Origin of the sequence: Parafrankia sp. FMc2 (assembly GCF_041008525.1) — a bacterium.
Lineage (GTDB): Bacteria > Actinomycetota > Actinomycetes > Frankiales > Frankiaceae > Parafrankia.
The window spans coordinates 20,597-43,191 of sequence record NZ_JBFLUG010000010.1; the positions used below are offsets into that span (position 1 = coordinate 20,597).

Here is a 22,595-nt window from a genome sequence, read left to right on the forward strand (position 1 = left end):
CCGGATCAGGCTACTCGCTGGTCCGTCACGAACGGCGGTATGCCGTCCATCCGGCCCTCGTCAGCCGCTCGACCAGGCCGTCCGCACCGGCCGGGTCGACGGCGATCTCGACGATGCCGGCCGGGGCGTCGAGGCTGTGCTCGAACGGACCGACATCCTCGATGTTCACCTCCCACTGGCCGATCACCGCGAACAGCGCCGCGAGCTGGCCCGGGCGGTCGTCGAGCACCACGCCGACCCAGCCCCACGGGAGTGCCTGCGCGCCTGCCTTGCGGGGCAGCCGTGCCCGGCCGTGATGGCCGCGGCCCATGGCGCCCGAGACGGCGGCGACGGCCTCGTCACGGGTGCCCTCGGCCAGCACGTCGGCGAGGTGGGTGAACTCCCGCCCCAGCCGGCGCACCCGTTCGGCGATGTGCGACCGGTTCCCCTCGATGATCGAGGCCCACAGCCCGGCGTCGCTGTCGGCGAGGCGGGTCGTGTCCCGGAAGCCCTGGCCGACGAACGGCAGGTCGTGCGGGTCGAGACCGACCACGGTGCCGGCGAGCACGCTCGCGACGAGCTGCGGCACGTGCGAGACGACGGCCATCGTCGCGTCGTGCCGCTCCGGTGTCGTGCGCACCGGGATGGCACCGCAGGACAGGGCGAGCGCGGCGGTGGCCGCCACCGCCGCCGCCCCGGTGTGCGGCACCGGGCAGACGGCCCAGACCCGCTCGGCGAACAGGTCCGCGCGGGCCGACACGGCCCCGTGCCGCTCCCGGCCGGCGATGGGATGGGCGGGGCACCAGCTGCCGAGGTCACACCCGAGCTGGACCGCTTCGACCAGCGGGCGCATCTTCACACTGCCGGCGTCGCTGACCGTGGCCGCGAGCCCGCTCCGCTGCAGTTCCCGCAGTTCGGCGGCGACCGTCGGCAGGGGTGTACAGATCACCGCGTGGTCGACCCGCTCGCCCTGCCAGGGCCGCCCGGCACCCATCGCTTCGGCGAACTTGACCTGGGCCTCGTCGGTGTCACGCAGGAGCACCTCGACGCCGCGGGCGGTCAGGGCGAGCCCGATGCTCGTGCCGATCAGCCCGGACCCGACCACCGCCACCCGCCGCAGCTCGGGCAGGTGCGCGTCGTCCCACGCGGGCGGGTCTGCCACCGAGGCCTCGACGCCGGGCCGCACGTAGGGCGGAGCGAAGCGGCCCGCCCCACCCGCAGGCCCGGCTGTCACAGCCCCGCGGCCTTGTGGAGCGCCCCGATCTCGTGCCGGGTGAGGTGGCGGGCCCGGCCGGCCCGCAGCGTGCCGAGCGTCACCGGCCCGAACGAGACCCGGACGAGCCGGTGCACCGGGTGCCCCACGCTCTCCATCATCCGGCGCACCACATGTTTGCGGCCCTCATGCAGCACGAGCTCCATCATCACCCGGGACGCGGCGACGTCGATGATCCGGGCGGAGTCGACCGAGACCGGACCGTCCTCGAGCTTGACGCCCGCGCGCAGTCGGCGCGGGAGATCCTTGCGTACCGGGCCGCTGATCTCGACGTAGTAGGTCTTCGCCACCCCGAAGGAAGGATGCGTCAGCCGGTGGGCGAGCTCGCCGTCGTTCATGACGAGCAGCAGGCCCTCGCTCTCGCCGTCAAGCCGCCCGACGTGGAACAGGCCGGGCCCGAACTCGGTGAGCAGGTCGGCGATGGTCGGGCGGCCCCGGTCGTCGGACATCGCCGAGAGGATGCCGCGGGGCTTGTTGAGGGCCAGGTACGTCAGGCCGGCGCGGGTGACGATGCGCTCACCGTCGACCTCGATCACCGCGCGCTCGGGGTCGACCCGGCGGCCCTGCTCGCGCACGATCTCGCCGTCGACGCTGACCCGCCCGGCGTCGATCAGCTCCTCGTTGTGCCGGCGGGACCCGATGCCGGCCGACGCCAGCACCTTCTGCAGGCGGATGCCCTCGGACGCCTGGCGGTCATGGCCGGGGGCTGCGCCGGAGGAGTCGGATGCGGTGCTGTTCATGACGCCACGATGTCATCGACATCGGCCACCCCGGGAAGCAGGGGTGCCAGCCGCGGCAGCTCGTCAAGGCCGCGCAGCCCCATCCGCTCCAGGAAGTAGTCGGTGGTCCGGTACAGGATCGCGCCCGACTCGTGGTCGTGACCGCACTCCTCGATCAGGTTGCGGGCGGTGAGGGTGCGGATGACCCCGTCCGCCGAGACGCCGCGCACCGCCGCGACCCGACCCCGGCTGACCGGCTGCTGGTAGGCGACGATCGCGAGGGTCTCCAACGCCGCCTGGGACAGCCGCGCCGACTGCCCCGCCAGCACGAAGCGCTCCACCCAGGGCGCGCACTCGTCGGCGGTGTAGAGGCGCCAGCCGCGGCCCACATGCCGCAGCCGGAAGCCGCGCTCCTCCCGCTCGTACCGCTCGGCCAGTTCGGCGAGCAGCCGCTCGACCCGGCGGGCGGGGATGTCGAGGGCGGTCGCGAACTCGGCGATGCCCACCGGTCGCTCGGCGACTGTCAGCACCGCCTCGACGAGCGTGGTGTCCGACGGGCGGCCCGGCTCCGCGCCCGCAGGCGGGCGCCTCGCCTTCCCCCCCGCCGGCGGAGCCGGCGCCACCGGCGCCACCGGCTCCGCCGCGGGCTCGGACTCCGACGCGGACTCCGACGCGGACACAGGCACGTCCGCGACGCCGGTTCCGGCCGGAGTGGCTTCCTCGGTCACGCGGTCGATCTCCTCGGTCGTCTCGGTCTCCTGGGCCGGCCGCCCAGCTCGACCAGGTCCTCCTGCGGTGGCAGGCCCTCCCCCGCCTCCTCCGGCAGACCCGGGTCGTACTCAGGTGCGGGGTCGGGTCCGGGTACGTCCGGCTCGTCCTCGCCAGAGTAGAGCGAGGCACCGACAGGACGACCCTCGTCCTCGGCACGGGCCACCCAGCGGACGATCAGCTCGCCCAGCGGCCGCTCCTGCTCGAAGTCGATGCGGCCTTCCCGGAACAGCTCCAGCAGGGCGAGGAACCTGGCCACGATCTCGATCGTCTCGAGCAGGCCGACGCAGAGCACCCCGAACGAGGCCGACCCCAGTTCGCGGAGCATCCCGATGACGGCGATCATGTGTTCGCGGACGCTGACCCGCGGCAGGTGCACGTGGTCGGTCGCCACCTGCGGCGGCAGCGGCGGCTCCCGCAGCCGGGAGGCGAGCACCGCCAGCTCGGACGGACCGATGGTGATCTGGACCTCGGGCAGCGCGGCGGCGTACCGGGGTTCCAGCGGGACGGCCCGGGCGACGAACCGCGACTCCAGCGCCATCATGGCCGTGAAGATCGCGGCGGCCTCCTTGTAGGCCCTGTACTGGAGCAGCCGGGCGAAGAGCAGGTCGCGGGCCTCGAGCAGCGCGAGGTCCTCGGCCTCGTCGTCGGAGATCGCACCGGGAAGCAGCCGGGCGGCCTTCAGGTCGAGCAGAGTGGCGGCGATCACCAGGAACTCGGTCGCCTGCCCCAGGTCGAACCGGTCCCCCAGCCGCCGGATGTGGGCGACGAACTCGTCGGTCACCTTCGACAGCGCCACCTCGGTGACGTCCATCCGGTGCTTGGCGATGAGCGAGAGCAGCAGGTCGAACGGCCCGGAGAAGTTCTCCAGCTCCACCACGAACGGCACCGTGCGCCCGCCGCGGGCGGTGGATGCCGCCGCGGGGCCGTCCGCGGCGGGTCCAGGCGTGTCGGGGCCTCCGTCAGCCCCGGGTCCGGGGAGGTCCATGTCGGCGGTCAGGGCAGGTCGATGCCGATCAGCGAGCCCAGGCCGCGCAGGAGCGGGAAGACCAGCTGACCGAGCACGGACGGGAAGCCCGGGAACAGCACCGGCAGAATGATCACCGCGAGCAGGATCGCGAGCCCGATGTTGCTGTCGGTGAGCCGGTGGTTGGCCCGGCGCCAGCCGTCGGACTGTGGGCCGAGCAGGAACAGGATGCGCCCGCCGTCCGCCGGGGGGACCGGTACCAGGCTCAGGATGCAGAGCGAGGCGAAGGTGATCGCCATCCACAGCAGCAGTTCGATGCCGAAGGTGCTGCCGACGATCTCCGCCGCCCGGTCACCGGTGTCGATCAGCACCCGGCGGGTCAGCGCCCGGGCGCCGGCGAGGGCCGCCAGGGCCAGCAGGGCGTAGGCCAGCGGCCCGGCGAGCAGCGCGGCGGCCACGTGGAAGCGGCGCCTGCGCCAGACGTCGTTCATCTGGATCGGCTCCGCCCAGCCGGCCCCGCCGAGCAGCACGCCCACCCAGCTGAAGGGGCTGATCCGCTGCGTCCCGAGGCTGGCGGTGAGCCGCCCGGAGCGACGGGGCACCGGATCCCGGGCCAGCCGGGCGGCGAGGATCTGCGCGGCGTCGTGCGCGACGATGCCGATGACGAAGGCGAGCACGATCCCGAGCAGTGCCGCTGGCTCGGCAAGGTGAAACAGCACGGCGTTTGTTCCGTCCCCGATCGGTTGTCCCACTTCGGGACCCGCCGACCGGGTCCCTTCCCCACACGACCGCACCCCCCGGCCGCCCACACCACCGCCCGCCGGTCACCGCCCGGGCCGTGCCGCCCGCACACCGCCGGGGCGATGGGGCGGTGCGGGAACGGCCCGGGCGGTGGTTCAGCCGACGGCCGGCGGTGTTGCGTAACGGGCCATCAGCTCACGGGCCAGACGACGGTATCCGGCCGCGCCGACCGATGTGGGTGCATACGTCGTGATCGGCTCTCCGGCGACGGTCGTCTCGGGAAAACGGACCGTGCGGTTGATCACCGTGTGGAATACCTCGTCCGGGAAACGCTCGACAACCCGGGCGAGCACCTCGCGGGCGTGCAGTGTCCGCGCGTCGTACATGGTCGCCAGAATCCCCGCCAGTTCCAGACGGGAGTTGAGCCGCTCGCGAACCTTGTCGATGGTCTGCAGCAGCAGTGCGACCCCGCGCAGGGCGAAGTACTCGCACTCCAGCGGAACCATGACCGCGTCGGCCGCGGTGAGCGCGTTCACGGTGAGCAGACCGAGCGAGGGCTGGCAGTCGATGAGGATGACGTCGTAGCCGTCCATGACGGGGGCGAGCGTGCGGGCCAGGCTGTGCTCCCGGCCGACCTCGGAGACCAGCAGCACCTCGGCCGCCGACAGGTCGATGTTGCTTGGCAGCAGATCAAGACCCTCGACCTGGGTCTCGACGATGGTGTCCTGGATGTCGGCGTCGCCGCCGAGCAGCAGGTCGTGCACGGTGACGTCGAACTGCATCGGGTTGATACCCAGGCCCACCGAGAGGGCCCCCTGCGGGTCGAAGTCGACGAGCAGCACCCGGCGGCCGTACTCCGCGAGCGCGGCACCGAGGTTGATCGTGCTGGTGGTCTTGCCCACCCCGCCCTTCTGGTTGCACATCGCGACGACCCAGGCGGGGCCGTGGGACGTCAGCGCGGCCGGCACGGGGAACGCCGGCATGGGACGGCCGGTCGGGCCCGGCTTGCCGACACCCTCGTCGGCGTTGTCCTCGCCGCCGACCTCCAGCCGGCCGTCCTCGGACAGGCGAGGCTCGCCGACCGTCACCTCGCCGTAGTAGCGGCGGCCCCCCGGACCGGAGACCGCGGAGTCGGAACGGACCACGAAGTACCTGCTCCTCACGACTGCTCGGACAGCCCCGGGCTGTTACCGGATCGGTTCCTGCTGTTCTTGCTGTCTGTCGGCTGTTACTGCGTCTTCGGCGGAGATCTCCTCCTGTGACGAGCAGAAACGGACCGGTTGGAGCGTACCGACCCGGACCCGGTATCAGCGGTCTCGGGGTCCGCCCGTCGGCGTGTCGTGTTCCACGGAGCATGTGCGGCCCGAACTTCGGTGCCCACCCGGTGCGTTTCGCGCTGATATCGGTGGTACCGGACCCCGGCGGCTTCCGCACCTGACGAGCGACACCCAGGGCGACATTGCCGGCGGGTCACCGGCGGGTGTTGGCTGAGCCGAAATCACCCGCGACACAGCCACGACGAATGGGAGTGCCATGACCGAGGGCCCGCAGGCAGTGACGGTGGAGGCGGTCGTCGCCGCAGGGAAGGGCGTGCCGGTGGCCCTCACCCGGATCGTCGTGCCGGCGCCCGGCCCCGGCGAGGCCCGGGTGCGGGTGCAGGCCTGCGGCGTCTGTCACACCGACCTGCACTACCGCGAAGGCGCCATCAACGACGACTACCCCTTTCTGCTCGGCCACGAGGCCGCGGGCACGGTCGAGGCCGTCGGCGAGGGCGTGACGTCCGTCGCCCCCGGCGACTACGTCGTGCTCGCCTGGCGCGCCCCCTGCGGGATCTGCCGTTCCTGCCTGCGCGGGGCGCCCTGGTACTGCTTCGACTCCCGCAATGCGGCCAACCCGATGACGCTGGAGGACGGCACCCCGCTGTCGCCGGCGTTGGGCATCGGCGCCTTCACCCCGCTGACGCTGGTCGCCGCCGGGCAGTGCGTCAAGGTCGACCCGGACGTCCCACCGCAGGCCGCGGGCCTGATCGGGTGCGGGGTCATGGCCGGCTTCGGCGCGGCGGTGAACACCGGGCGGGTCGGCCTGGGCGAGACCGTGGCCGTGTTCGGCTGCGGGGGCGTCGGCGACGCGGCCATCGCCGGCGCGGCCGTGGCCGGCGCCCGCCGGATCATCGCCGTCGACGTCAGCGACCGCAAACTGGAGTGGGCCCGCCGCTTCGGCGCCACCGACGTGGTGAACGCCAGCGCCCAGGACCCGGTCGAGGCGGTGCGGGCGCTGACCGGCGGCAACGGCGCGGACGTCGTCATCGAGGCGGTCGGGCGGCCCGAGACCTACCGGCAGGCCTTCTTCTCCCGCGACCTGGCCGGGCGGCTCGTGCTGGTCGGGGTGCCCGACCCGTCCATGACCGTCGAACTGCCGCTCATCGAGGTCTTCAGCCGCGGCGGCTCGCTGGCCTCGTCCTGGTACGGCGACTGCCTGCCGACCCGGGACTTCCCGATCATCACCGACCTGCACCGCCAGGGGCGGCTGAACCTGGCCGACTTCGTCACCGAGACGATCGGCATCGGCGACGTCGAGGAGGCCTTCACCCGGATGGAGCGCGGCGAGGTCCTGCGCAGCGTCGTCCTGATCTAGCGGAGCGGACACACGCCCGCCGTTCCGGTGAATCCGGACGGGTGAGACTGACCAGCGCTGTACCTGCCCCCCAGATCGGGCGGGTACGGTCGGTCGGGCCGGCCGGCGCTCGGAGCCGGAACCGGCACGGAGAGGAGTCCACGTGACGGTCAGCGGTGGCCAGCGGGTCGACCGAGTCATCACCCGCGGCGAGTTCACCCTCGACGGCCAGACGTTCACCGTGGACAACAACGTGTGGCTCGTCGGCGACGAACGCACGATCGTCGTCGTCGACGCGGCCCACGACCCGTCCATCATCGAGGCCGCGGCCGACGGCCGCCGAGTGACGATGATCATCGCGACGCACGGGCACAACGACCACATCAACGCCGCCGCCGAGCTGTCGGACCGGGTGCACGCCCCGATCGCGCTGCACCCGGACGACACGGCGCTGTGGCGCCAGGTCTACCCGCAGCGCTCGCCGGACTCGTCGCTGCGGGACGGTCAGATCATCCCGATCCCCGGCGGGGAGCTGCGCGTGCTGCACACTCCCGGGCACTCCCCCGGCGGTGTCTGCCTTTACGGGCAGATCAACGGCGACCCGGTTCTCTTCAGCGGCGACACGCTGTTTCGTGGGGGCCCCGGCGCAACAGGGCGCTCCTTTTCCGACTTCCCGACCATTCTTGCCTCGATCCGCGGAAAGCTGCTCAGCCTGCCCTCCGAGACCGTCGTGCACACCGGTCACGGTGACGACACGACCATCGGCGAGGAAGCCGTCGACTACGACGACTGGGTGCGCCGCGGGCATTAGCCGCGGCCGGCTCAGCCGGCGCGCTTGTCCCGCCGCAGGTGGCGCAGCTCCCGGCGCAGGCGGATCTGCGGGATCACGCCGATCAGCAGGCCCACGACCAGCCCCGCCGCGGCTGCCGCGGCGAGCGCGCCGGCGACCGACATCTCCTGCGTGGAACCGAACACCCAGATGCTCAGCCGCTGGTCGTTCTTGACGACGAACACGATCACCAGAATCGCGATCAGCAGAATCAGCACCGTGATCGCGTAGGTCGTGTAGGCGACTCCGGCGCGGCGGCCCGGCCCGGAACCGCCACCGGCGGCGGCCGGCCCGGTGCCCGGGGCCGGCGCGGGCCCGCCCGGAGGAACCCGGCCCGGCACCGGTGGCGCCGAGGGCGACGGATACCCGGTGGTGGTGGCCGGGGCGGCTGCCCCACCCACCGCCGGCGGGACCTGGCCCGGCGCCACGGCCCGCGGCGCCTCGCCGCCACCGCCCGGCTGCTGTGGTGCCGTCATCGCCCGCCCCCTGCACAGTCCGTCCCGGCAAACCCCGGCAAACCCCGGCCGACCTGGCCGGCCCAGACCGGCAAGGCGTCCGTCGATCCGGGCGCTGACACCCGTGCACGCAGTCTAGGACGGCGGGTGCCATATGCTGAGTCCCGCGGACGAGTTGGCCGGGCGGTCGCGTCGGCACCGGGGCGCGAGTCCCGGCGCCGCCGAGGAACGTCCGGGCTCCACAGGGCGGGGTGGTGGGTAACGCCCACCCGGGGTGACCCGCGGGACAGTGCCACAGAGAACAGACCGCCGGTGCCCCTGGGCGCCGGTAAGGGTGAAACGGTGCGGTAAGAGCGCACCAGCGCCCGGGGTGACCCGGGCGGCTCGGTAAACCCCACCCGGAGCAAGGTCAAGATGCCCGGCCGGTAACGGCCGCGGCTGCGCAGGCGTTCGAGGGCTGCCCGCCCAAGCCTGCGGGTAGACCGCACGAGGCCGTCGGCAACGGCGGTCCTAGATGGATGACCGTCACCGGCAAGCCGCAAGGCGACCCGGAACAGAACCCGGCGTACAGGCCAACTCGTCCGCTTTACGCCTCTGACCTGCACCGGAAGGTTCAGGCGCCCACGCTGGGCCGTTCCTGGGCCGTTTCAGTCTGGAGGGCCGTCCCGAGCACCGCGTCGACAGCGGTCCGGGTGGCGTCCTCGGTGTCGGGCCACAGGTGACCGTACGTATCGAGGGTCTCCATCGCGCTCTTGTGCCCCAACCGGGCCTGGACCACCTTCACGTTCTCGCCAGCGAAGATCAGCAAGCTCGCGTAGTAGTGGCGCATCTCGTGGAAGTCGACCCCGGCCGCCAGGCGGTCGGCCACCGCGTCGACCTTGTCCGCCTCATCCTTCTGCCTGACCTTGCGCAGGTCCGCCGCGCGCTTTCGCAACGCGGCCTCGGCCTGGCGGACGGCCGGCTTCCAGACCCGATCAATGAACCGGTTCCGGCGAATGATCCCCCCATCGTCGCCCGGGTAGAGCAGGCGCACCTGCACCCGCCGCGGCGTCGCCCCTGCCGCCCGCTCGGTGTACTCGTCCACCTCGACGAGCGCGGGCGGGAACTGCCGCACGTGCTCCGACAGCGCGGTGATGACGACCTGCGGATACGGGATCGTCCGCTCGGAGGCCTCCGTCTTCAGCGGTCGAAGGTAGGGCTTCCCCCTGTTCGGCGTCTGGCCCTGGCGGTCGACCCGGCCGCGCCGGTGCAGGAACTCCACCCGGTCCAGCGTGGACCCGAGGATCTCCCCCTCCCGCTTGCCGGTGCCGGCCGCCTCGACGAACGCAGCACGCCAGCGTGCCGGCGCCGCCTCCACGAGTGCCTCCACGGCCATCGTCGGCAGCGGGACGACCCTGGTCTTCGTGATCGGCGGGAGGTTGATGTTCAGGCACGGCGTCGCGGTGATGATCCCGTCCGCGACCGCCGACCGGAAGATCGTGGCCAGGTAGCCGTACACCCGGTGCATCGTCCGCGGGGCCAGGACAGCAGACCGCTCGGTTACCCAGGACTGCACTGCCGACCGGCGGATCTTCCCGATCGGCCGGTCACCGAAGGTCGAAATGATGTGGTTTTTCAGGTCGGAGGCGACAGTCTCGGCCGTGCTCGGCGCGTGCTGGACCTGGTCTCGCTGCCAGGCCTCGGCGCGCGCCCGGAACAGCTCCTTGCCCTTGTCAGGGTCCACGTACGTCCCGCGGAGCTTGTCCGCCTCGACGGTGGACAGGAACCGCTCGGCGTCGACCCGCTTCGCGAAGGTCGGGTAGTGCGGCTTCCCCGCGTCGTCGAGGTACTCGACCTGCCAGCGGTCACCCTTGCCGTGCCGCGCGGACTTCACCCGCTCCCCATCGGGGCCCTTCTTCGCGTTGAACCAACGGTCCTTGATGCGAGCCACTACGCCTCCCCCGATCCTCTTACGTCGTCTAAATCTGTCCTGCCGGCCCGAGAGGCCGCCAGCCGCCTAGCCCTCGGGGGCCGGCGGTGGGACGGCACAGGCATTAGGGCCAGGCAATACCGTCCCGAACCCCGGTCACTCACGGTAATTTCGATCATGTACGGGTTGTGGCCTTCGCCACAAAACCTCCATCCATGACGAACCCCTATGCCGTAGGACCTGTCGACGACGCGAAGGGTCCTACGGCATCGCATTGCGGCGCTAGATGAGCTCAGATGAGCTTAAAAGAACCTAGTCTGATCTAGTCCGGTCCAGTCCGGCCTATGCCTGTGAAGCAATGCCATGTCGCATCTGACGCCAGGAAGCGTCACACCTCCTGCAACATATGCCGACGTACGTTAGGCGGTATCTAACATTGCTTGAGTTACAGGGCGTGATCAGGGCTCGGTTCGACTCGCGTTCGCCCCGAAGCGCCTGTACAACTAGGGCATGCCACCCCGAACGAGGCATCCCGCCCACGCCATCCTCCGGACGCGGGGGATCTCCCAGAGGACGCTCGCCGCAGACCTCGGCTACTGCGAGCAGACCGTCTCCACCGCCCTATCCGGTGGGCCGACCACGGCGCCTTTCCGGCGGAAGGTCTCCGAGTACCTCGGCCTTCCCGAGGGTGATCTGTTCCACGACGCTGCCGTCGAATGGGAGGCCCAGGTCCTGCGCGTCATCAACACGGCGCCGGTCGGCGCGCGCCATCGGGCTGCGCGGCTCGCCGCCGCCTTCGGGGACGCAGCGTGACAACGCCCGCCCTCCGTGCCGCGGCCTGACCGCGGCCACAACTGAGACGGCCGGTGAGGGGCTGCAACCCCTCACCGGCCTGAGACCACCACAACCTGAATGCGACTCCGAGAGGCGATGGCCTGTGCCATCTTCACCTGCCTGCACGCCATCTGGCGAGTCGGCATCCCCCGAACGATTCCTCGACGGCCGTTTCGCCGTGAATCGCGGCCGATCGACTAGCCCGGCGCGGGTGCCGGCGTGACCGCCGTAAAGGCAGGCCGCGCAACCGGCACTGACGTACGGCGCCGACGTGCTGAGGCGCTCGCCCCGGTGCCAACGGGGCCGATGCGGACCGTGGAGGAAACCGCCGAGCAGCTACGGACCACCGTGGGTGCGCTGTACACCATGCGGCACCGCGGTGAGGGCCCGCGGGCGGTGCGTCAAGGTCGAAGGTTGATCTACGCGCAGAGTGAGATCGACGCTTATGTCGCACGGCTCTACGCGGAACAGGCCGCCGGATGACGTCCCAGAACGACGAACGCGGCCCCCTCGGCAGGGACCGCGTTCGGACAGATCGGCACACGGGCGACGGCGCAGATCGCGTCCAGCGTACGACGCACGAACTCCTTGGTGCCGCACTGCGGTACGCCCGCCTCGGTTGGCCCGTCGTGCCGCTGCTGCCGCGGGGGAAGCGGCCGATCCTGCCCGACTGGACGAACGCGGCCAGCACCGACCGGGACGTCATCCGCGGGTGGTGGGCCCGCTGGCCGGACGCCAACGTCGGGATCGCGACCGGCCCGCGGTCCGGGCTCGCCGTGCTCGACCTGGACCCGCGCTCCGGCGGTGCCGAGTCGCTGACCGAGCTGGAGACGCGGGTGGGCCTGCTGCCCGGTACGGCGATGGTCGTCACCGGGTCGGACGGGGTCCACTTCTACTACCGCCACCCCGGGGTGAAGGTCACGAGCAGGGCTCATTCCCTCGGCCGCGGCCTGGACGTGAAGGCGGACGGCGGACAGGTCGTCGCGCCACCGTCGATCCACCCGACCGGCCAGCGGTACGTCTGGTCCGGGAACGTCGACGGCCTGTTCGCCGGTGACGTCGCCGGATTCGTGGCACCGTGGCCGACGTCGCAGCTCACACCCGCCGAGCCGGCACCCACCCCGTCAGCACCGCGGGTGCTGGCAGCCACGGCGCCGATGGACGGTTCCGGAGGCGCGGCGCAGGTCACCGACCGGTGGTCCGCCCAGACGGACTGGTCGGAGCTGCTGGAGCCGGCGGGGTGGCGCTGCTGCTGGGACGCTGGCCACGGGGAACGGCGCTGGGTCCGGCCGGGCAAGACCGATTCCGGCTGGTCCGCCGTCAGCCACGACGGCGAACACACCTACCTGCACGTGTTCACCAGTAACTCGACGTTCGACCCGGATGCGAGCCTGAGCAAGTTCCAGGTCTTCGCCCACCTGCACCACGGCGGAGACCAGGCGGCCGCGTGGCGTGCGATCGCGCCGCCGTTGGACCGCGCCGACCCCGTCAGGCTCGCCGAGTTCGTCCGGGACGGCGGCACCGGGCAGTTCACGCACCCGCGCGGTTCTGTGGCCGGACGGCTGAAGTGGGCCGCCGGTCAGGTCGCGGGCCAGGTCGAGCGTGACGCCGCGGCAGCCCCCCTCATCCGCGCCGCCATCCGTGCCGGGCTCGCCATCGACGAGGCCGCCCGGATCGTGTGCCGCGCCCTTGACGAGGCCGGGCGTTGACCGCCACCGAGCCGTCCGACGACGAGATCAGGGACGCGATGAACAGGGCGGACGCCGAAGCGGCGGAGGAGCAGGCGGCATCCGCACCCCCGATGCCGGTGTATCCGCGTAAGGCCATGTCGGTCGGTGCCCTCGGCGACCTGCTCGACCGCGCCACCTCGACGGGCCTGCCCGATGCGCTGGTAGGTGGTGCCGGGCTCGGCGTGGGCGCGACCTGCGTCATGTCTGCGCGGCTTCTGCCGAATCCGGAGTACCCGTCGTGGGTGGAGCGGTCGGGGGTGTGGGTGCCGCTGGTCGCTCCCCGTTCGGGCGGAAAGTCACCCGCGCTGCGGATCGCCCGCGCGCCGCTGGACGACGTCGAGGAAGCGGCGTACGAGATGTGGCGCCGCGAAATCGAGGACTGGGAGTCCGCGCCCAAGAAGGAGCGGCCACCTCGGCCGGCACGTCAGCGGTGGACCGTTGATGACGTCACCCTCGAGATGTTCATGCGGGTCATGGACACGACCGGCGGCCGGTGCGCCGCCGCCGTGGACGAGCTGCGTACCCACCTGGCCGGCATGGGCCGGTACCGCAGCGGTGGGGACGGCGGAGACCGGGCCCGGTGGCTGTCGATCTGGGACGGCGCCGCAGTCAGCTACGACCGGGTGGGTTCCGACGTCAGCATCCGTGTCTCGGCACCCACGGCGCCGATCGTCGGCGGTATCCAGCCGCAGTACGTCAACCTGCTCGGCGACGACGAGGACGGCGCCCGCGCCCGGTGGCTGCCGCACTACTCGCCAGGCACGGTGACAGCCACACCCACCCCGCCGGCGACCGAATGGGACGCCTGGGTACGCAAGACATCCGTGCTGTCGCAGCCCCGGGATTGGCACCTGGACACCGCCACCTACCGGACGTGGCGGGGTGCCGTCGCCCGATGGAAAGACACCGAACGCCGCACCGACGTTTCTGCCGCCGTCGCCGGGGCCGCGTCCAAGGCGGACCGGCAGGCGCTGCGCGTCGCCCTGGTGCTCTCCGAGCTGGACGCTCCGGGCGGAGGCGGACCGATACCGCCGGAGGCCATGACCGGCGCGGTCGCGCTCGTCGACTACGCGATCGGCGTCTGGGAGGTGCTCGGCGGCACCACGGAGATGTTCGCGACCTCGCGCCGCGAGGAGACGTTGATCAGCGTCGCTGATCGTCTCGCGGGGTGGGTCGCCGAGCGGGGAGGGCGGGTCACCCGCCGGGACATCGGCCGCGCCAAGCCGTGCGGGATCCGGAAGGCCGCCCAGCTCGACGAGGTGCTCGACGAGTACCGGGCCCTGTTCCCGCGCACGGTGCGTAAGGAGCCGGCACCCGGCGGAGGCCCCGAGACGATGGTCGTCTACGCCCCCCGAGATCCCCGCGTGAGTCTCTCTGCCCCTCCGAATCCGGGCGTTGTCGACACTGTCGACAACGTCGGGAGGTGACAGGAAGAGATGACAGAAAAGCCAGTGATACCAGGCATCGAAAGATCGCCAAACCGGCCAAACGTTGTCGACACCGCCCCGTGTCGACAACGTGTCGACAACGTTCTGTCGACAACGTTTCGATCATCAGTCGGTGCCCCGGGCACCCACGACTCCGATCTCGACGGCGACCGGCGCCCATCACTACCTGCCACCGCCGCCGGCATCCGTGCCGAGAGCCTCGCCCGGGTCCAGCAGCAGATCGCCACCGCCCGCCGCCGCGGCGATGCCCGCCGGGCAGCCGACCGGCAGAAGCGGGCCCGCAGGTCGGCTGGTGTCGATGCCAGGAACCGCCGCAAGCTCGCCCGGCTCACCGCCGGAGCCGGACAGGAGACCAACCAGTGATCGCCATGCCCGCCCCCGACCCCGCGGTCTGCCGCCGGTGCTCCCGCCCGCTCACCGACCCCGATCCCGCGCGCTCGGCCTCGGCAGCGGATGCGCCACCCACCTACGCCCGGCCGCCCTCGAGGTGCTCGCCGACGCCGCCGCGGCAGCCACCGCCCAGATGCCGCTGGAGTTCGGCGACGAGGCCGCATGACCTCGACGGCCAGGCCCCGCGGGCCGCCGGTGGGAGCGCGACCGGACATCGACCAACGACCAAGGAGAAGAACGTGATCGACAGCCGCGAACTCGCGGAGCAGTACTTCGCCAGGTACGGCCATCCCAGCCTGTGTCACCGTCCCGGGCCGCGCCCGCCTGCGGAGGCGAAGCGGGTCCAGCTCCGCCGGGGGCAGACCCTGCCCGCCCTCACGAAGAAGATCGTCCGGCCGTCCCGGTGGGGCAACCCGTTCACGGTCGCCGAGTACGGCCAGGCCGGCGCCGTCGAGCGCCACCGCAACTGGCTGTCGGGTGAGGGCCCCTGGGTGATGCGCACGCCGCACCCGCTGCACCCCGACTGCTACACCGCCACCTACGACCGCGCACGCGTCCTGTACGAGCTGCGGGAGCTCGGCGGCTACGACCTGGCGTGCGCGTGCGAGCCGGGCGAGCCGTGCCACGGCGACACCCTGCTCTCCCTGCTCACTGCCTGACCCACCAACGCGAGCGGCGCCGTGGTGGACCCCACGGCGCCGCGCTCCCGAACTTCAACCAGAACGGAGTGTAGATCGTGAACACCACCAAGGCCGAGAAGGTCGAGGCGCGCCGGATCAAGGCGGAGGAACGCCGGATCAAGGCGGAGGAACGCCGGATCAAGGCGGAGACCATGCGGATCAACGTGGAGGTGAAGACCCTCCGCGGTGAGCGCAAGGCGTGGCTAACCGGCCGGGTGTTCGTCGCCTTGGGCTGGTGGGGACTGCCCTGGTGCGACGGGCCCGGCGGGTACGGGCACGACGATTCAGGTTGCGATGGCTGCGCGACGAGGCTCTACGCCCGCGACCGGGCAGACGAGATCGGCACCCGTATCGACGTGCTGCTGTCCCGGCTGAACCCGCTCGTCGGCGAAGTCGTGCCCGCGGACGTCGGTCCCGTCTGGGCTGTGTCACCGCGGCCCGCCGACGCCCTGTTCTGACCCCCGAGCGGCGCCGTGGGTGACCACCCACGGCGCCGCCTACCAGCGAACCAGCCAGGAACGAGGATCGCATGCACACGATCGCCAGCGGCGGACTCGGCATCTCCGCCGACCGTGTCGCCCACACCTGCACCATTTGCGGCCAGACGACCACCCCCACCCACGTCCACCGCCACGCCGAGACCGCCACTGCCACCGTCGACAGCACGCTGTGCGCGGACTGCCACCACCGCCACGACCCCCGCCTCGCCGCGGTCGGCGACGCCGTCGAGGCCATCGTCCGGGCGGCCGGCGGTGGCGACGCCTACGACGATCGCGTCTACGACACGGTCAGCCTGCTGCTCTCCACGGTCCGCGCCGAGGCCTCCGCCCGGGACGCCGCCCGGTTCTTCCGCGCCACCTTCGGCCGCGAGCCCCACCGTCCGGCCATCCACCCCGTCGGCACTGTCGACATCAACGACGGTGAGGGCCCGTGGGTCGCCGAAGCCGAGCTTCGGAACGGACACCCGTGGATCAAGATCGGTGACGGCGGGCATCCGTTTTTCGAGGACACCGCCGACGCGGCACGAGAGCTGGTCCGCCGCCTCACCAATCTGATCGACGCGGCCGAGGCCGCCGACACCCCGCTCGAGCAGGACGGCACCCGCCGTGGCCGCCTGGCCATCGTCGCCGAGACCGTAACCCGCATCTGACCCGCAACGCGGCGCGGCGCCGTGGATCGGACCCACGGCGCCGCATCCCGAACCTATCCGGAAGGACGCGACATGCCCGACAGCACGAAGCCGGACGGCACCACCGCGCTGATGTCGGTGCTGGACCTGATGCTCGGCCACGTCATCCCGGAGTACTGCGAGGACTGCGGTGCCGGTGCGCTCGTCGAGCAGGTCGACGGCGTGTACCTGCTGCGCGTGGAGCACTACGGCGGCTGCCCGGACTACGCCGCACGCCTGGCCGCGTCCGCCACCTGACCGCCCTGCCCGCCCCGGTGACGGCTGGGGCGGGCCCCACCCCGAACCCCCAAGGAGGACACCGTGCCCATCACCACCGTCACCACCGACGACGTCACCACCGCCGAGGCCGCGGTCAACGCAGCCAAGGCTGATGTCGACGCTCTCGCAGCCCAAGCTGCCACCGCCTACGCCGCCGGCGCCCCGGTCGACCCCACTGTCGAACGGGCCCCCATCCACACCCGCAACCGCTTCCAGACCGCACAGCACGACCTCGACCAGGCCCGCGCCGGACACCGCCAGTGGATGGACGACCGGGCCGGCCGGCCTGGCCGTGAGAAGAACGCCGCCGCACCAATCGCCGCCGCAGGCAAGGACATCGACACTGCCGGCCGGGCGGTTACCGAGGCCCTCACCGCCGCGCAACACGCCCTCGTCGCCCTCCTCGACGCCGGCCGCAGCTACGACGAGGCCATCCGCTCCGCCGCATCCCTCCTCGACACCCACGGGCTGCACCTCGACAACGACGAAGAGCACGCCACAGGAACGGGACACAGGCTTGTCGGTGGGCCCGTGGTCCGCATCGCCGGCGCCGACCACATCGCCCCCGACCCGGCCGTGCTCGTCCAGTGGACGGTGTCCCGGGTCGCCGGCACCCGGCTCGGGCACGGCCACCCCCTACACAAGCCGGTCGGCCCGCACCGCGACCTGGAGACCCGCTCCGCCCGCCTGGTCGACGGCGTACCGCCGGTGCCCGTGCAGAACACGCGCGGCGTCCAGGACACCAAGACCAGCCCTCACCGCAAGTAGCCGCCCCCGTCCCGGCCGGCTCCACCCGGACCGGCCGGGACGCCCACACGACCACATCGAGGAACCATCCACATGATCACCTACGTCACGACCGGACCAACCTGCTACGACTGGCAACCCGTCCTCGGCTGCGACCGCATCTCACCCGGCTGCGACCACTGCGTCGACATGGCCGACGCCGCCAACCTCAAAGCCGCCGGCCACGAACTGTTCCAACACGACGGCCACCCCGTCACCTCCGGACCCGGCTTCGGTATGACCCTGCACACCCACCTCCTCACCCTGCCCCTCACCTACGAAGAACCCACCAACTTCTTCCTCGGCGTCGGCATGGACCTGTTCCACGCGCGGATCCCGTTCCCCTACCTGAAGGGGATCTTCGAAGTGATCGCGGCATGCCCCCGGCACACGTTCCATTTCTGCACCCGCCGCTCTCTACGCATGGCCCGACTCGCCCCGAAACTGCCCTGGCCCGACAACCTGTGGACCGGGGTATCCGTCGAGAACGCCGACTACCTCAACCGCCTCGACCACCTCCGCCAGGTCCCCGCCGCGATCCGCTGGCTCGCCGCAGAACCCCTCATCGGCCCCCTCGACGGCCTCAACCTCGACGGCATCGACACGGTTTCGGTCCTCGGCGAGTTCGGCGAAGGACACCGGCCCATCGAACAGGCCTGGGTCCGCGACATCCGAGACGCCTGCATCGCCCGGCGCGTGCCGTTCTACCTCAAAGGTTGGGGTGGCCCAGTCAACAATCCGATCGCCCTGCTCGACGGCCGGCTCTGGCGACAGCTACCCCGACACCCGGCCCGCCCCGGCCGGCTCCTCCCCGACACGCTCGGCCGCGAACTGTGGACCGGCGAGCCCGCTCCCACGGCCACCCAGAAAGCCGGGTGACCCACGTGACCGCGCTGGTTCCTCTCCGCACCCCTCCACAGCCCGTCGCCGTACCTGGCACCGACAGCAGGCAGACAGCCGGATGCACCAGACTCTGGCCTCCGGACCCGGCAGTGACCCCCCGCACCGCCGCCGCCTGGGCCGCCATAGCCGCCGTACTCGCCGACGGGCACGCACACCGCTGGGACCAGGTCGAACTCGCCGCGCGGCTCGCCGGCGGCGGACTGAAAGCCTCCTCGGCGCGGCGGATCCTGTCCGACGCGAGCCGCGCCGGGGCACTCACCTGGTGGGGCGGCACCCACACCCGCGACCGGTGGGTCCAAGCCGGGAACTGGCCCGACCAGCACGCCCGACGCGGCAGACCCGCACCGCACATCGTCGAGGGCGTCGTGGTCGCACGCCGCGACGCATGACCAGCCCGCCGCATCAACCCGCTTGCGTTACCGGCACCCCGTAGAAGGTGAAACACCCGCGATCATGAACGGCACCATGATCTCCGCACGGCGCCGAGCCGGGCCCGTCCCGTACCTGCTCCGCCAGACCCCACCCCACGTGAAACTCGACGAGGGCCTGGCCGTGCTCCGCCTCGTCGCCGCAGGCTCATCGATCCGCGACGCGGCCGGCACGCTCGGCCTGTCCGTGACCACCGCCTGGCGCCGGTACTGGTGGGTGTTCGACTGGACCTTGCCGGACAGCGAGGGTCTGCCGCGCGGCCCGTTCCCCCCGCAGCGCGGAACCCGGGCGTGCCCGTCCGGCCGGCCGTACCTGCCGACATGGCCGATCGACAACCCGGCGGTCCGCCGGCCCATCCGCCGCATCCACGGCAACATCCCGGTCTGCGCGCGGGACGTCCTGATCACCACCGGGGCGATCGGGCGGCGGCTCGGTGTGAGCCGGGAGCGCGCCCGGCAGCTCTCCCACCAGCCCGGTTTCCCCACCCCCGAAGCGCGGGAGGGCCGCACCCGCTACTGGGCAGTGTGCGACGTCGAGGCGTGGATCTCCCAGCATCGGCCGCACCTGGCCGACGACTGACCCACGGGCGAACCTGGACTGTGCGGGCGGTCGGGCCCTCGACGCGCGTGCGCGCCCGAGACCTATGGAACCGTTCCCATCGATCCCACCGATGTGGTGGCGGAAAGAGGGCATGTCGGATGCCGAGAGTGAGATGGGCGGTGCCGTGTAGGGCGCGGCGCACGGACGGCTCACCGTGCCGGGCGTATGCGATCCGCGGCGGCCGGGTCTGCCGCACGCACGGCGGCGCGTCCCCGAACGCCCGGCAGGTTGCGAACACGCGGATGATCCTCGACGACTTCCACCGGGCGTTCGACCGGGAGACGAAGACGCTCGGCGAGCGTAGAACCGCATGGCGGGTGAGTCGGATCGTCGAGGCGGCCCTGCGGCTGGAGATGGACCCGGTCGAGGTCGCCCGCGTGCCTGGCCTCGTCGGCTTCGCCGAGGGTTGGGGCGAGTACTCGCCGCCGCCGGAGCCGGAACGACGGGACGACCACCAGTTCCGTGTACACCGGCCCGGCTACGCGATGGCGGAGGCGTTCCCGGGGGTGGTGATGCGGGCACCGGCGCGCGGCCAGCATGAGCCGTACTGCGCCGGGTGGCCCCGTCCGGGTGGCCGGATGTGTATCGAGGAGCTCCGGGTGGTGCTCGACGACCTGGGCCGTCAGTACGGCCGGGTCCGCTGACCGTGCCCACCGCGTCACCGGCCCACCGCCGGCCTCGAGCCCGAACCCGGCCATCCTGGCGGCCCCCCCACCTCAACGTAATATTATTGACACGTAGAGTAGTCATAAGTCTTGGGTTCCGGCCGGAAGCCCGGCGGACACAGCTCTGCGTTGCGCGCGCCATGCTTGGCGCGCGGTCCGTGATCAGAAAGAGGTGGTAATGAGCGGTCCCCGTGCGCCGCGTGACCTCGACGGCCACGGGCGGAGCCTGTGGGTGCGGATCACCAGCTGGCTCGACGAGCGGAATCTGATCCTCGACCCGCACGAGGAGCTGTTGGTGGTCGAGATGTGCCGGACGGCGGATCGTCTTGCGGCGCTGCGCCGCACCCTGGCCGTCGTCAGGTCACCGACCAACCCGGACTGGACCCGTCTCGCCAGCGAGGAGCGACAGCAGCGCCTGGCCTACGGCCTCCTAGTGTCCGCGCTGGGATTGCCGTCCGGTGCCGTCGACGATGTCCCGCCGGCTGTGGCCGGCGCGGGGAGGGCTGTCGAGAGGGCACCGCGGTCACGTCGGGAGCAGAAGGCCGCGGCGACCAGGCGGGCTGACGCCGACCGGTGGGGGATGGTCCTGCTGTGGCGTAGACCGGACGTTGACGAGCTGTTCGTCCGACTGCGGCGGCGTGTGGGCGAGCTGCGTGTCACCCGCTTCGCCGCCTTGCCGGTCAACGAGCCTGCTGTACCCGACCCGGCTGCGGTCGCCCGGGGGCGGCGGATGGGCGAGCTGGTCACGCAGCTGCGCCAACTCGGCCCCCTGCCGCCGCAGGCGGAGCTTGTCGAGCACCGGCGGCCGCGAACGCGACCGGATGATCCGGCTGGTGCTATGCCTGCCGCGGAGTGACGGCCGACCGGAGTGGGTCGTGACACAGGTACCGACCGGCGTTCCCTGCTGGGCTCGGCACCGGTGCACGGACCGGAGGACGATCACACCCTGGTGTGGCGCGGCGAGATACCGCCGGCTTGATCTCCCCGTATGCCCGGGCGGGACCACCGACCCGCCGGCCGCCACCGGCGGGCCGTGGCCGTTCCGGGGGCTGTAGGCGAGCTGCTCAGAGCTACGGAGAGCGCCGATCCTGGCCGGCTGGCGTGATGGGTTGGGTGGCCCGGCGCGCGCGGGCCGGACCCTTCCCGCCTGCAACGCCAGCGGCCCGCCTCCACACCGGAGACGGGCCGTTGCCACGCCCGAACTCCGCACTACCCTGACCCGATGATCACTCGAAGGCTGCCAGATGGGCGTATCCAGACGATGCGCCGCGCCGAGGACCCCAACTCCAGGATGATCGGCGACGGTGTGCTGATCGTCGGCCCCGACGATCCGGAGTACGCCAGGCTCGACGCCTTCCTGCGTGAACGCGAAGCCGAGGATGCTGCGTACGAAGCCGGGAACACCGCATGGGCGGCCAAGAACACCCGGTAGGGCCACTCGCCTCCCAAGGAGCGGGCCGCTCGTACGTCACGTGACGATCGCCAGCGCCTACCGCGGCAGGGTGAACGGCAACACCAGCACCCCCGTCAGCCTCTCCCGCGCCGCCCATGCCTGCGCCGCGGCCTCCGACCCGAACCAGCCCACCAGCCGCACCGGCCGGGCCCGCCAGTCCGTCACCACCAGCCCGTACATCGTCGGTGGTGTGTGCAGCCGCATCCCCGCGGTGGCCCGGTCCTCGACGCTCACGCCGGCCGGCTGAACGTCAGCAGGAGCCGCCCACCCTCGACGACGGCATCGGTGAGGACCGCGGCGATCGGGGTGTACACGGCGATCCGGTCCACGAGCCGGCCGGCGGAGACGCCGAGATCGGCCGCCAGGCGGACGCTGCCGTCCGTGTAGCTCTGCCGGATGGTGAACCCGGGCTCCGTGGCCGGCGGTGCGGGTGGGGCCGGCGTGGGCGACAGGTCGTCTGCTTCGGGGCAGGATGGGGTCACGGGTCGGTCCTCTCGTACAGGTCGGCCACTGAGCCCCATCGGTCCCTCAACCGGTGGGGCTCACTCGTTTCCGGCACGGTAGCGCGCCAGTGAACGTATGCACAGTGCTGACGTCGTCGACGTAGGTTCCCGTCCCACAGTCCGATCCTGTGGCCAGCACGGAGGAACACGGAGCCGACTGCGCGCGACCGCGCGACCTGGTCACCTTTGGCGACATCCGGGCGTGGCTGGGTGTCGGCCGCACCCGCGGCTACACGATCACCCGTGACCGCGACTTCCCGGCACCCTGGTTCACGAGCACCGACGGCACGGTCCGGCTGTGGCTCCGCACCGACGTCGAGGCCTGGTTGGACGCCAACCGGCAGGGATGGCGCGACGAGGCCTGACCGCCGCCCGCGCGCGGGCCGGACCCTTCCCGACCTGCAACGACAGCGGCCCGCCTCCACCCGGAGACGGGCCTGTCTGCGTGTCCGGCCGCCTGACCCTCTACCCCTG

At 71.9% G+C, this 22,595-nt stretch carries 30 protein-coding genes and 1 other RNA gene; 21 read left to right on the forward strand and 10 right to left on the reverse strand.

The genetic code is table 11. From position 1 onward, the window contains the following. Positions 1-25: 25 nt before the first annotated feature. The 6 genes from AB1460_RS05885 to AB1460_RS05910 form a co-directional block, all read right to left on the reverse strand. Positions 26-1,213: a prephenate dehydrogenase gene (locus AB1460_RS05885; protein WP_368959585.1), complete on the reverse strand. Its 1,188-nt coding sequence runs from the start codon at positions 1,211-1,213 to the stop codon at positions 26-28. Next, a complete protein-coding gene (locus AB1460_RS05890) occupies positions 1,210-1,992 on the reverse strand; it encodes a pseudouridine synthase (RefSeq protein WP_368959586.1) in 783 nt (260 codons plus the stop codon). The genes AB1460_RS05885 and AB1460_RS05890 overlap by 4 nt, the downstream gene beginning before the upstream one ends. Next, a complete protein-coding gene (scpB, locus tag AB1460_RS05895; protein ID WP_368959587.1) occupies positions 1,989-2,699 on the reverse strand; it encodes an SMC-Scp complex subunit ScpB in 711 nt (236 codons plus the stop codon). Before scpB ends, AB1460_RS05890 begins: the two co-directional genes overlap by 4 nt. Continuing rightward, positions 2,696-3,727, reverse strand: a complete 1,032-nt coding sequence (locus tag AB1460_RS05900) for a segregation and condensation protein A (protein WP_368959588.1) — start codon at positions 3,725-3,727, stop codon at positions 2,696-2,698. The genes scpB and AB1460_RS05900 overlap by 4 nt, the downstream gene beginning before the upstream one ends. An 8-nt stretch (positions 3,728-3,735) precedes the next feature. Further along, entirely contained in the window at positions 3,736-4,425 is a 690-nt protein-coding gene (locus AB1460_RS05905; RefSeq protein ID WP_018635107.1) for a Zn-dependent membrane protease, read from the reverse strand. Positions 4,426-4,602: 177 nt separating this feature from the next. Next, complete coding sequence (locus tag AB1460_RS05910) at positions 4,603-5,592, reverse strand: ParA family protein (RefSeq protein ID WP_368959589.1); 990 nt, start codon at positions 5,590-5,592, stop codon at positions 4,603-4,605. Positions 5,593-5,980: 388 nt separating this feature from the next. Here AB1460_RS05910 and AB1460_RS05915 point away from each other — a divergent pair, with 388 nt between their 5' ends. Further along, positions 5,981-7,081 carry an S-(hydroxymethyl)mycothiol dehydrogenase gene (locus AB1460_RS05915; RefSeq protein WP_368959590.1) on the forward strand — a complete coding sequence of 367 codons (1,101 nt, stop codon included), beginning with the start codon at positions 5,981-5,983 and terminating at the stop codon, positions 7,079-7,081. 142 nt (positions 7,082-7,223) lie between these two features. After that, complete coding sequence (locus AB1460_RS05920) at positions 7,224-7,871, forward strand: MBL fold metallo-hydrolase (protein ID WP_368959591.1); 648 nt, start codon at positions 7,224-7,226, stop codon at positions 7,869-7,871. 11 nt (positions 7,872-7,882) lie between these two features. Here the strand turns inward: AB1460_RS05920 and AB1460_RS05925 are convergent, their stop codons facing one another. Next, the gene (locus tag AB1460_RS05925) at positions 7,883-8,365 is read right to left on the reverse strand and encodes a lipopolysaccharide assembly protein LapA domain-containing protein (RefSeq protein WP_368959592.1); all 483 of its coding nucleotides are present in this window, start codon (positions 8,363-8,365) and stop codon (positions 7,883-7,885) included. A gap of 150 nt (positions 8,366-8,515) precedes the next feature. Between AB1460_RS05925 and rnpB the strand changes: the two genes are divergently transcribed. After that, an RNA gene (gene rnpB, locus AB1460_RS05930) (RNase P RNA component class A) lies at positions 8,516-8,928 on the forward strand. A 29-nt stretch (positions 8,929-8,957) separates the two neighbouring features. On the opposite strand, the gene AB1460_RS05935 is transcribed toward rnpB, so the two are convergent. After that, positions 8,958-10,274, reverse strand: coding sequence for a tyrosine-type recombinase/integrase (locus AB1460_RS05935; protein WP_368959593.1), 1,317 nt, complete (start codon positions 10,272-10,274; stop codon positions 8,958-8,960). Between the two features lie 489 nt (positions 10,275-10,763). On the opposite strand from AB1460_RS05935, the gene AB1460_RS05940 reads away from it, so the two are divergent. The 17 genes from AB1460_RS05940 to AB1460_RS06020 all read left to right on the forward strand — a co-directional run bounded on the left by AB1460_RS05940 (position 10,764) and on the right by AB1460_RS06020 (position 21,597). After that, a complete protein-coding gene (locus tag AB1460_RS05940) occupies positions 10,764-11,066 on the forward strand; it encodes a hypothetical protein (RefSeq protein WP_368959594.1) in 303 nt (100 codons plus the stop codon). Between the two features lie 327 nt (positions 11,067-11,393). Next, entirely contained in the window at positions 11,394-11,570 is a 177-nt protein-coding gene (locus AB1460_RS05945; RefSeq protein ID WP_368959595.1) for a helix-turn-helix domain-containing protein, read from the forward strand. Beyond that, positions 11,567-12,796 (forward strand): bifunctional DNA primase/polymerase, encoded by a 1,230-nt coding sequence (locus AB1460_RS05950; protein WP_368959596.1) that lies wholly within the window; start codon positions 11,567-11,569, stop codon positions 12,794-12,796. The genes AB1460_RS05945 and AB1460_RS05950 overlap by 4 nt, the downstream gene beginning before the upstream one ends. Next, positions 12,793-14,244 (forward strand): DUF3987 domain-containing protein, encoded by a 1,452-nt coding sequence (locus AB1460_RS05955; protein WP_368959597.1) that lies wholly within the window; start codon positions 12,793-12,795, stop codon positions 14,242-14,244. Before AB1460_RS05950 ends, AB1460_RS05955 begins: the two co-directional genes overlap by 4 nt. Positions 14,245-14,253: 9 nt before the next feature. Further along, positions 14,254-14,628, forward strand: coding sequence for a hypothetical protein (locus AB1460_RS05960; RefSeq protein ID WP_368959598.1), 375 nt, complete (start codon positions 14,254-14,256; stop codon positions 14,626-14,628). A gap of 37 nt (positions 14,629-14,665) precedes the next feature. Beyond that, positions 14,666-14,821, forward strand: coding sequence for a hypothetical protein (locus AB1460_RS05965; RefSeq protein WP_368959599.1), 156 nt, complete (start codon positions 14,666-14,668; stop codon positions 14,819-14,821). A 73-nt stretch (positions 14,822-14,894) separates the two neighbouring features. Continuing rightward, positions 14,895-15,314, forward strand: a complete 420-nt coding sequence (locus tag AB1460_RS05970; protein WP_368959600.1) for a DUF4326 domain-containing protein — start codon at positions 14,895-14,897, stop codon at positions 15,312-15,314. A gap of 77 nt (positions 15,315-15,391) precedes the next feature. Next, complete coding sequence (locus AB1460_RS05975) at positions 15,392-15,793, forward strand: hypothetical protein (RefSeq protein ID WP_368959601.1); 402 nt, start codon at positions 15,392-15,394, stop codon at positions 15,791-15,793. A gap of 71 nt (positions 15,794-15,864) precedes the next feature. Further along, positions 15,865-16,485, forward strand: coding sequence for a hypothetical protein (locus AB1460_RS05980; protein WP_368959602.1), 621 nt, complete (start codon positions 15,865-15,867; stop codon positions 16,483-16,485). Positions 16,486-16,557: 72 nt separating this feature from the next. Next, the gene (locus tag AB1460_RS05985) at positions 16,558-16,761 is read left to right on the forward strand and encodes a hypothetical protein (protein ID WP_368959603.1); all 204 of its coding nucleotides are present in this window, start codon (positions 16,558-16,560) and stop codon (positions 16,759-16,761) included. A 63-nt stretch (positions 16,762-16,824) separates the two neighbouring features. After that, on the forward strand, positions 16,825-17,550 hold the full coding sequence (locus tag AB1460_RS05990; RefSeq protein WP_368959604.1) for a hypothetical protein: 726 nt from the start codon (positions 16,825-16,827) through the stop codon (positions 17,548-17,550). A 72-nt stretch (positions 17,551-17,622) separates the two neighbouring features. Further along, a complete protein-coding gene (locus AB1460_RS05995; protein ID WP_368959605.1) occupies positions 17,623-18,447 on the forward strand; it encodes a DUF5131 family protein in 825 nt (274 codons plus the stop codon). Between the two features lie 113 nt (positions 18,448-18,560). Continuing rightward, positions 18,561-18,860, forward strand: coding sequence for a hypothetical protein (locus tag AB1460_RS06000; RefSeq protein WP_368959606.1), 300 nt, complete (start codon positions 18,561-18,563; stop codon positions 18,858-18,860). Positions 18,861-18,924: 64 nt separating this feature from the next. Continuing rightward, complete coding sequence (locus tag AB1460_RS06005; RefSeq protein ID WP_368959607.1) at positions 18,925-19,479, forward strand: helix-turn-helix transcriptional regulator; 555 nt, start codon at positions 18,925-18,927, stop codon at positions 19,477-19,479. A gap of 263 nt (positions 19,480-19,742) precedes the next feature. Beyond that, positions 19,743-20,144, forward strand: a complete 402-nt coding sequence (locus tag AB1460_RS06010; RefSeq protein WP_368959608.1) for a hypothetical protein — start codon at positions 19,743-19,745, stop codon at positions 20,142-20,144. Positions 20,145-20,343: 199 nt separating this feature from the next. After that, the gene (locus tag AB1460_RS06015; RefSeq protein WP_368959609.1) at positions 20,344-21,021 is read left to right on the forward strand and encodes a hypothetical protein; all 678 of its coding nucleotides are present in this window, start codon (positions 20,344-20,346) and stop codon (positions 21,019-21,021) included. 435 nt (positions 21,022-21,456) lie between these two features. Next, the gene (locus tag AB1460_RS06020; RefSeq protein WP_368959610.1) at positions 21,457-21,597 is read left to right on the forward strand and encodes a hypothetical protein; all 141 of its coding nucleotides are present in this window, start codon (positions 21,457-21,459) and stop codon (positions 21,595-21,597) included. A 57-nt stretch (positions 21,598-21,654) separates the two neighbouring features. On the opposite strand, the gene AB1460_RS06025 is transcribed toward AB1460_RS06020, so the two are convergent. Both AB1460_RS06025 and AB1460_RS06030 read right to left on the reverse strand, forming a co-directional pair. Continuing rightward, positions 21,655-21,852: a hypothetical protein gene (locus AB1460_RS06025; RefSeq protein WP_368959611.1), complete on the reverse strand. Its 198-nt coding sequence runs from the start codon at positions 21,850-21,852 to the stop codon at positions 21,655-21,657. Further along, positions 21,849-22,100, reverse strand: coding sequence for a hypothetical protein (locus tag AB1460_RS06030; protein ID WP_368959612.1), 252 nt, complete (start codon positions 22,098-22,100; stop codon positions 21,849-21,851). The genes AB1460_RS06025 and AB1460_RS06030 overlap by 4 nt, the downstream gene beginning before the upstream one ends. Positions 22,101-22,249: 149 nt before the next feature. Between AB1460_RS06030 and AB1460_RS06035 the strand changes: the two genes are divergently transcribed. Then, positions 22,250-22,486 (forward strand): hypothetical protein, encoded by a 237-nt coding sequence (locus tag AB1460_RS06035; RefSeq protein WP_368959613.1) that lies wholly within the window; start codon positions 22,250-22,252, stop codon positions 22,484-22,486. The last annotated feature ends 109 nt before the right edge of the window (positions 22,487-22,595 follow it).

What these genes read in the sequence shown, in the direction of transcription:
- AB1460_RS05890 (WP_368959586.1), bottom strand. Translation starts at nt 1,992, where the DNA reads ATGAACAGCACCGCATCCGACTCCTCCGGCGCAGCCCCCGGCCATGAC.
- AB1460_RS05900 (WP_368959588.1), bottom strand. Translation starts at nt 3,727, where the DNA reads ATGGACCTCCCCGGACCCGGGGCTGACGGAGGCCCCGACACGCCTGGA.
- AB1460_RS05915 (WP_368959590.1), top strand. Translation starts at nt 5,981, where the DNA reads ATGACCGAGGGCCCGCAGGCAGTGACGGTGGAGGCGGTCGTCGCCGCA.
- AB1460_RS05925 (WP_368959592.1), bottom strand. Translation starts at nt 8,365, where the DNA reads ATGACGGCACCACAGCAGCCGGGCGGTGGCGGCGAGGCGCCGCGGGCC.
- AB1460_RS05940 (WP_368959594.1), top strand. Translation starts at nt 10,764, where the DNA reads ATGCCACCCCGAACGAGGCATCCCGCCCACGCCATCCTCCGGACGCGG.
- AB1460_RS05945 (WP_368959595.1), top strand. Translation starts at nt 11,394, where the DNA reads ATGCGGACCGTGGAGGAAACCGCCGAGCAGCTACGGACCACCGTGGGT.
- AB1460_RS05950 (WP_368959596.1), top strand. Translation starts at nt 11,567, where the DNA reads ATGACGTCCCAGAACGACGAACGCGGCCCCCTCGGCAGGGACCGCGTT.
- AB1460_RS05960 (WP_368959598.1), top strand. Translation starts at nt 14,254, where the DNA reads ATGACAGAAAAGCCAGTGATACCAGGCATCGAAAGATCGCCAAACCGG.
- AB1460_RS05980 (WP_368959602.1), top strand. Translation starts at nt 15,865, where the DNA reads ATGCACACGATCGCCAGCGGCGGACTCGGCATCTCCGCCGACCGTGTC.
- AB1460_RS05985 (WP_368959603.1), top strand. Translation starts at nt 16,558, where the DNA reads ATGCCCGACAGCACGAAGCCGGACGGCACCACCGCGCTGATGTCGGTG.
- AB1460_RS05995 (WP_368959605.1), top strand. Translation starts at nt 17,623, where the DNA reads ATGATCACCTACGTCACGACCGGACCAACCTGCTACGACTGGCAACCC.
- AB1460_RS06005 (WP_368959607.1), top strand. Translation starts at nt 18,925, where the DNA reads ATGAACGGCACCATGATCTCCGCACGGCGCCGAGCCGGGCCCGTCCCG.
- AB1460_RS06010 (WP_368959608.1), top strand. Translation starts at nt 19,743, where the DNA reads ATGATCCTCGACGACTTCCACCGGGCGTTCGACCGGGAGACGAAGACG.
- AB1460_RS06015 (WP_368959609.1), top strand. Translation starts at nt 20,344, where the DNA reads ATGAGCGGTCCCCGTGCGCCGCGTGACCTCGACGGCCACGGGCGGAGC.
- AB1460_RS06020 (WP_368959610.1), top strand. Translation starts at nt 21,457, where the DNA reads ATGATCGGCGACGGTGTGCTGATCGTCGGCCCCGACGATCCGGAGTAC.